Genomic DNA, 6,711 nt, shown 5'->3' on the forward strand with positions numbered 1-6,711 from the left:
ATGACAACAAAATCATTGAAAAAAATTCTCGTTGCCAACCGTGGTGAAATTGCCTGCCGAGTTATGCGTACAGCAAAGCAAATGGGCTTAACAACGGTTGCAGTTTACTCAGATGCTGATAAACATGCTCAGCACGTAAAGCATGCTGATGAGGCGTATCACATTGGCCCTGCGCCAAGTAAAGACTCATACTTAGTGGCAGACAAAATCATCGATGTGGCAAAACAAGCAGGTGTTGATTGTATTCACCCAGGTTATGGTTTTTTATCAGAGAACTGTGACTTTGCGCTCGCGTGTGAGAAAAATGATATCGCCTTTATTGGCCCGCCAGCATCAAGCATTGAAGCCATGGGCTCAAAAACCCGCGCTAAAGAAATTATGCACCAAGCAAATGTACCTTTAGTGCCTGGTTACTATGGTGACAACCAAGATACTGATTTCTTACAAGCCGAAGCTGAAAAAATTGGTTACCCGGTACTGATTAAAGCTGCTTTTGGTGGCGGTGGTAAAGGTATGCGAGTTGTTGAACACGCAAAAGATTTTATCAGTGCACTTGAAGGCGCAAAACGTGAAGCAAAAGCCGGATTTGGTAACGATTTAGTGCTGTTAGAGCGCTATGTCACCAAACCTCGCCATGTTGAAGTACAAGTTTTTGCCGATAGTCATGGTAACTGTGTGTACTTAGGCGACCGTGACTGCTCATTACAGCGTCGTCACCAAAAAGTAATTGAAGAAGCCCCTGCTCCGGGTTTATCTGATGCGCTTCGTAAAGAAATGGGTGAAGCAGCGGTACGTTGTGCCCAAGCGATTAACTATCGCGGTGCTGGTACGGTTGAGTTTTTACTATGCGGTGATGAATTCTTTTTTATGGAAATGAACACCCGTTTACAAGTAGAGCACCCAGTAACAGAAATGGTAACCGGTGTTGATTTGGTGAATTGGCAAATCAATATTGCGGCAGGTGAATCATTACCACTTAGCCAAGCAGATATTCAGCTACAAGGTCACAGCTTTGAAGCGCGTATTTATGCAGAAGATCCAAGTAATGACTTTATTCCGTGTTCTGGCCACATTGACGCCCTATTCACACCGAACGAATCTGAATTTGTACGTATAGATACAGGGATTGCAGCGGGCGATGAAATTAGCCCGTTCTACGATCCTATGATTGCTAAATTAATTGTTCATGATGATAACCGTGAGGCAGCGCTTGGGCGTTTATCAAAAGCACTAGAGCAATTCCACCTTGCAGGTTTTAGCTGTAACGTTAATTTCTTACATAATCTTGCTAAACACCCTACTTTTCAAGCAGGTGCACCCGATACGCACTTTATTGAAGACCAAGGTGAGCGCCTTGTTGCTAAAAACGAGCAACAGTCTGTTATTGCAACCGTGGTGGCAGCCTATACGTATGCACATCAACTAAAAGGTGAAAGCAGCAGCCCATGGCAACAATTAACAGGCTTTATGCTAAACAGTGACGCTAAGACTACGATTCCGTTTGTTGATTTAAACGTTCATGCGGTTAAAACATCTGAAGGCTTTAAAATCAACTTAGATGGGGTTGACTATACAACCTCTGGAAATGTTGAAAATGGCCTTGCAAACTTAGTTGTTAATGGCGAAAAAGTCGTGGCTCATATCAATCAAACAAACTCTCACATCACAGTGATGTACAAAGCACAGCAAACGGTGCTAGAGCTGATTGATAAACACTATATTAGTGAACACGAAAGTGATGCGTTGCCACTTGCTGCACCACTCAATGGTACTGTTGTTAAACATTTAGTTGAAGTGGGTAGTACTGTTGCTAAAGGTGACGCTGTTGTCATCATCGAAGCGATGAAAATGGAATACACGCTTAATGCCCCACATGATGGTGTATTAACCAGCTATTGCTTTGCTGAAGGTGAACTGGTGAGTCATGGTGATATGCTCGCGATTGTTGAAGAGCCGGAGGCGTAATGGCACAGTTTCCTGATTTTGTTCGCATTGTAGAAGTTGGCGCCAGAGACGGTTTGCAAAATGAAGCTACCGTTAATACCCAAGATAAAGTCGCTCTTATCAACGCCCTTGCAGATGCAGGCCTTAAAGATATTGAAGCAGGCGCCTTTGTGTCACCTAAATGGGTGCCACAAATGGCTGACTCAAGCGATGTTATTAGCGCGTTAAATTTGCCTAATGTTAACTTAAGTGCCCTCACCCCGAATTTACGCGGTGCAGAGGCGGCAAAAAAAGTCGGCATACAAGAATTTGCTATCTTTACAGCGGTAAGTGAAGCGTTTTGTCAAAAGAACATTAACTGCTCTATTGATGAAAGTATTGATCGCTTTAAAGATGTTATGGATTTTGCCAAAGCGAATAACATTCGTGTTAGAGGTTATGTTAGCTGCGTCATGGGTTGTCCATATCAAGGTGATGTCGACTACAATGATGTATTAAAAGTATCAGAGCGATTACTCGAGCTTGGTTGCTACGAAATTAGCCTTGGCGACACCATTGGTGTAGGTACGGCGAAAAAAGTCGATGAGTTATTAGATTTACTCTTGCAACATATTGATAAATCAAAGCTCGCTGTACATTTTCACGACACATACGGACAAGCGCTCACAAATATTTACACCGCCCTAAGCCGCGGTATAGCAACGATTGATAGTGCTGTTGCAGGCCTTGGTGGCTGCCCTTATGCCAAAGGTGCGTCAGGAAATGTTGCCACTGAAGATGTAGTTTACTTACTGCAAGGACTTGGCATAGAGCATGGAATTGATTTAGAAAGACTGGCGAAAGCTGGTTGGGCTATTTGCAGTGCATTAAATAAACAACCTGTCAGCAAGGTATCACTTGCTCTAAAGAACACTCAGAATAATTAAGGAGTAGGCTCATGGCCGGTTTCGATAAAGTGGTTTCAAGTTATGAAGCTGCAATGGAAGGTTTAAAAGATGGCGATACTATTATCGCTGGTGGCTTTGGCTTGTGTGGTATTCCTGAGGGACTTATCAGTGAAATTAAGCGTAAACGGACTAAAAATCTAACCGTTGTTTCAAACAACTGCGGTGTTGATGATTTCGGCTTAGGTATTTTACTTCACGATAAGCAAATTAAAAAAATCATCGCTTCTTATGTGGGTGAAAATGCGCTTTTCGAAAAACAACTACTCGATGGCGAAATTGATGTTGTTTTAACACCACAAGGTACACTCGCTGAGAAGATGCGCGCCGGTGGTGCTGGTATTCCTGCGTTTTATACTGCTACAGGTTACGGCACTCCGGTTGCCGAAGGCAAAGAAGTTAAAGAATTTGATGGTCGCCCATATATCTTAGAAGAGTCAATTACAGGTGAGTTTGCCATTGTTAAAGCATGGAAAGCCGACCGCTACGGTAATCTTGTATTTCGCCACACAGCTATGAACTTCAATCCGATGGCCGCGACAGCAGGTAAAATTACCGTTGCTGAAGTTGAAGAGATTGTTGAGCCAGGTGATCTTGAGCCAAGCCAAATTCATACCCCAGGTATTTATGTTAATCGCGTGATCAAAGGCGACTTTGAAAAACGCATTGAACGTGTAACAACTCGCGATTAAGGAGCAATAAAATGGCATTATCACGTGAACAAGTTGCAATGCGTGTTGCACAAGAACTACAAGATGGCTATTACGTAAACCTAGGTATTGGTATCCCTACTCTGGTTGCTAACTATGTACCTGACGGTATCGAAGTTATGTTGCAGTCTGAAAATGGCTTATTAGGCATGGGTGCGTACCCAACCAAAGACCAAGTTGATGCAGATATGATCAACGCGGGTAAAGAAACCGTGACAGCAGCCACAGGTGCAGCAATATTTAATAGTGCAGATAGTTTTGCCATGATACGGGGTGGTCATGTAGACTTAACAGTATTAGGTGCATTTGAAGTTGACCAGAACGGTAACATCGCATCGTGGATGATCCCAAAAAAGCTAATTAAAGGCATGGGTGGCGCGATGGACCTCGTTGCTGGCGCGAAGAATATTATTGTTACGATGACTCATGCAAGCAAGCATGGCGACTCTAAGTTATTAGAAAGTTGCACTTTACCGCTAACTGGGGTTAACTGTGTAAAGAAAATCGTAACTGATTTAGCCGTACTAGAAGTTAAAGACGGCGCATTTCATCTAATCGAACGCGCTCCAGGCGTGTCGGTAGATGAAATTATTAGCAAAACGGCAGGCAAATTGCTTGTTGAAGGTGATGTTCCAGAGATGGTTTTTTAAACCACTCACATCCCATGTACCGACCTCATTCCCAGTGCCAATGGCGCTGAGTTACCCAAAATCCCTCGCAAGAGGGATTTTTTTTATCTAAAGTCAGCCTTTCGCCGCACCATTTTGTCACATAAATAGTATAAAATGCCCTGCTTTAGTGAATTGGCAGTATCTAATACTGAGACTATGACGAAATAGCTAAAACTGCTAAGATCACTTTTTTACTAAACATTTGCCTAAACATAGATTAAACGAGCGATTAAAGGCTGTTTTTTATACAATATGGCAAGAGTTAGCTATATTCATTCTTTACTCTCTATTTTTTTACATTTTGGGATAATAATTGCTTAGCAGTTAATTAACTAACAAGCGCTATTGAGACTTACTGAAATTAACTATGCAAACACCTATTCGTGGCCTACGCTCATTTTGTTTTGCTGCTCGCACCCTTAGCTTTAAAGATGCAGCAAACCAGCTTTACCTTACACCGTCTGCCGTAAGCCATCAGATCAAACAATTAGAAGAACAATTGGGTATTGAACTATTTGAACGTCAAACCCGTTCAATTCGCCTAACAGCGGCTGGTAAGAATTTTTATGACTCTGTATCACCGCTTATTAAAGCGCTAGAAAAAACCATTAATGAGTTTAGTCAGTTACAAGAAAACGTAACGATCAGTATTACACTACCTGAATTTTTCGCCAGTGAGCTTTTAATGCCAAAACTGAGCGAATGGACCAGTGAGCACCCAAATACAAACTTACAGCTTAATACCTTAAAAACGCGTAAAGAGCTGACTAAGCAAAGCGATTTGTCGATTGTATTGTCTTCATCTAAACCGCACGAAGGCGTTGTACATGAGCTATTTTCGCTATCGTATACACCAGCTTGCAATAAAGAAAACTGGCAAGCATGGCAAGAAAACCCGTTTCAGGCTTTAAATGAAGTTCCTCTTATACTTCATAAAGCACGTCCTTGGGCTTGGCACCAATGGGCAGAGCATGCTGGTATTGATGACTTTGCACCAAAACAAATTATTCAGGTTGATAGTATGTTTGGTGTGGCACGTGCGGCACAACAGGGTATGGGTATTGCCCTAATCCCCTTGCCTATCAGTCAGACTTGGTTTGATGAACAATGGTTATTTAATTTCACCGATATGCCATTAAAAACGAAAGATAAATATTACTTAGTGCAACACGATCCTAGTGAAACTAATGCACAATTAGAGCTATTTATAAAATGGATGCTTGATACTTTCAAACATCTAAAATAAAAGATTAAAGACCCTCAATTTTGTTGAGGGTCATTTATCTTTAAATTAGCTTTTAGATTTGGTGACTAAGATACTCACTTTGTTTTCACCTATTTCGAAAGACGCTTGTTTACCATATTCCACAACAAAAGAAGGTGTAAAATAGCTGCCAGCGAGTGTGATTGATGTTTCTACAGCTGCCGTATTATTTTGTTGTGGTATCACTGTAACTTCATAGCTAAACCCCTCACCTATAGAGATGGTCGCAGGTTGTTTCTCTTCCACCAGCATTACTGGCGATGCTAGTAGCTCATTCGCTTTATAAACAGATGTTTCAACTCGAAAGCTATCAGCTGCGAAACAACTTGTTGATGCTAAAAATACTCCAGCTACTAAACCTAACTGTTTTGTCATATTTATTTCCTTATCTCATTTATAGGGTTTGTCCGTAATTAATATCAGTTAGTACGTTTATTTGATACACGGAAATTTCTGAATGTTAATTATCTCTATCAAAGCTCTCGATAATACACATCAATGGTATGTGATATAGCTTCATAGCTGTTATTTTCGTGTTTAAAACACGCTTTTCTTAGTTCTTTCTCTTCGTAGTTTTTACCTGCTACTACGACTTGATCTAAAGTTTGTGAACGTGCACAGAATTGCTGTTTTGAAATTGTTTCTACTTTGACTGATTCAGCTTTTGAACGCGGTAATGAACTAGGCTTAGGATTTTGCTTCATGCCTTCAAGTAACTGAGCTTTAGTAACAGGCACAGTATCTGACCCTAGCCAAGGAATATGCAATGTTTGTTTAATCGTATAGTTTTTACTTAATAATGGCGCAAACAAAGATACATCATTGCTCAAATAAGCCTGCTCAAAATTAAGATAAACAGCGACTTTATCTTCAGCTGCATTGGCAATAACAGGCCCTAAAAGTAACAACGCAAATATCAGTTTCATGGTTATACGCTTATTCTAAATAAATTAAATCATCAACTATACATACCATCATAAAGTACCGATTTTATTTTTAATTAACAATAATTTGTTTGTTTTGCGTACTCTGCCCCTTTATTTTTCTTTATCGTAAACTTTAGCTATTTAAACCCCGTGTCTACTTTATCGGGGTCAGATCAGACGGCTGACGGCTGACGGCTGACGGCTGACGGCTGACGGCTGACGGCTGACGGCTGACGGCTGACGGCTGACGCC

At 41.2% G+C, this 6,711-nt stretch carries 7 protein-coding genes; 5 read left to right on the forward strand and 2 right to left on the reverse strand.

Annotation, left to right across the window (positions count from 1 at the left end; all coding sequences use genetic code 11):
• The 5 genes from CWB80_RS11115 (at position 1) to CWB80_RS11135 (ending at position 5,515) form a co-directional block, all read left to right on the forward strand.
• Positions 1 to 1,965: an acetyl/propionyl/methylcrotonyl-CoA carboxylase subunit alpha gene (locus tag CWB80_RS11115; protein WP_138602204.1), complete on the forward strand. Its 1,965-nt coding sequence runs from the start codon at positions 1 to 3 to the stop codon at positions 1,963 to 1,965.
• On the forward strand, positions 1,965 to 2,870 hold the full coding sequence (locus CWB80_RS11120; protein WP_138602202.1) for a hydroxymethylglutaryl-CoA lyase: 906 nt from the start codon (positions 1,965 to 1,967) through the stop codon (positions 2,868 to 2,870). Before CWB80_RS11115 ends, CWB80_RS11120 begins: the two co-directional genes overlap by 1 nt.
• Positions 2,871 to 2,881: 11 nt before the next feature.
• On the forward strand, positions 2,882 to 3,580 hold the full coding sequence (locus CWB80_RS11125) for a CoA transferase subunit A (protein ID WP_138602200.1): 699 nt from the start codon (positions 2,882 to 2,884) through the stop codon (positions 3,578 to 3,580).
• Between the two features lie 11 nt (positions 3,581 to 3,591).
• Positions 3,592 to 4,248: a 3-oxoacid CoA-transferase subunit B gene (locus CWB80_RS11130; RefSeq protein WP_054553796.1), complete on the forward strand. Its 657-nt coding sequence runs from the start codon at positions 3,592 to 3,594 to the stop codon at positions 4,246 to 4,248.
• A 388-nt stretch (positions 4,249 to 4,636) separates the two neighbouring features.
• Positions 4,637 to 5,515 (forward strand): LysR family transcriptional regulator, encoded by an 879-nt coding sequence (locus CWB80_RS11135; protein WP_054553795.1) that lies wholly within the window; start codon positions 4,637 to 4,639, stop codon positions 5,513 to 5,515.
• 45 nt (positions 5,516 to 5,560) lie between these two features.
• Here CWB80_RS11135 and CWB80_RS11140 read toward each other — a convergent pair whose 3' ends face one another.
• A complete protein-coding gene (locus tag CWB80_RS11140; protein WP_138602198.1) occupies positions 5,561 to 5,908 on the reverse strand; it encodes a hypothetical protein in 348 nt (115 codons plus the stop codon).
• A 98-nt stretch (positions 5,909 to 6,006) separates the two neighbouring features.
• Positions 6,007 to 6,459, reverse strand: a complete 453-nt coding sequence (locus CWB80_RS11145; protein ID WP_138602196.1) for a hypothetical protein — start codon at positions 6,457 to 6,459, stop codon at positions 6,007 to 6,009.
• Positions 6,460 to 6,711: the final 252 nt, after the last annotated feature.

The sequence above is a fragment of the Pseudoalteromonas sp. S1650 genome (assembly GCF_005887195.1).
In the GTDB taxonomy this organism is placed as follows: domain Bacteria; phylum Pseudomonadota; class Gammaproteobacteria; order Enterobacterales; family Alteromonadaceae; genus Pseudoalteromonas; species Pseudoalteromonas simplex.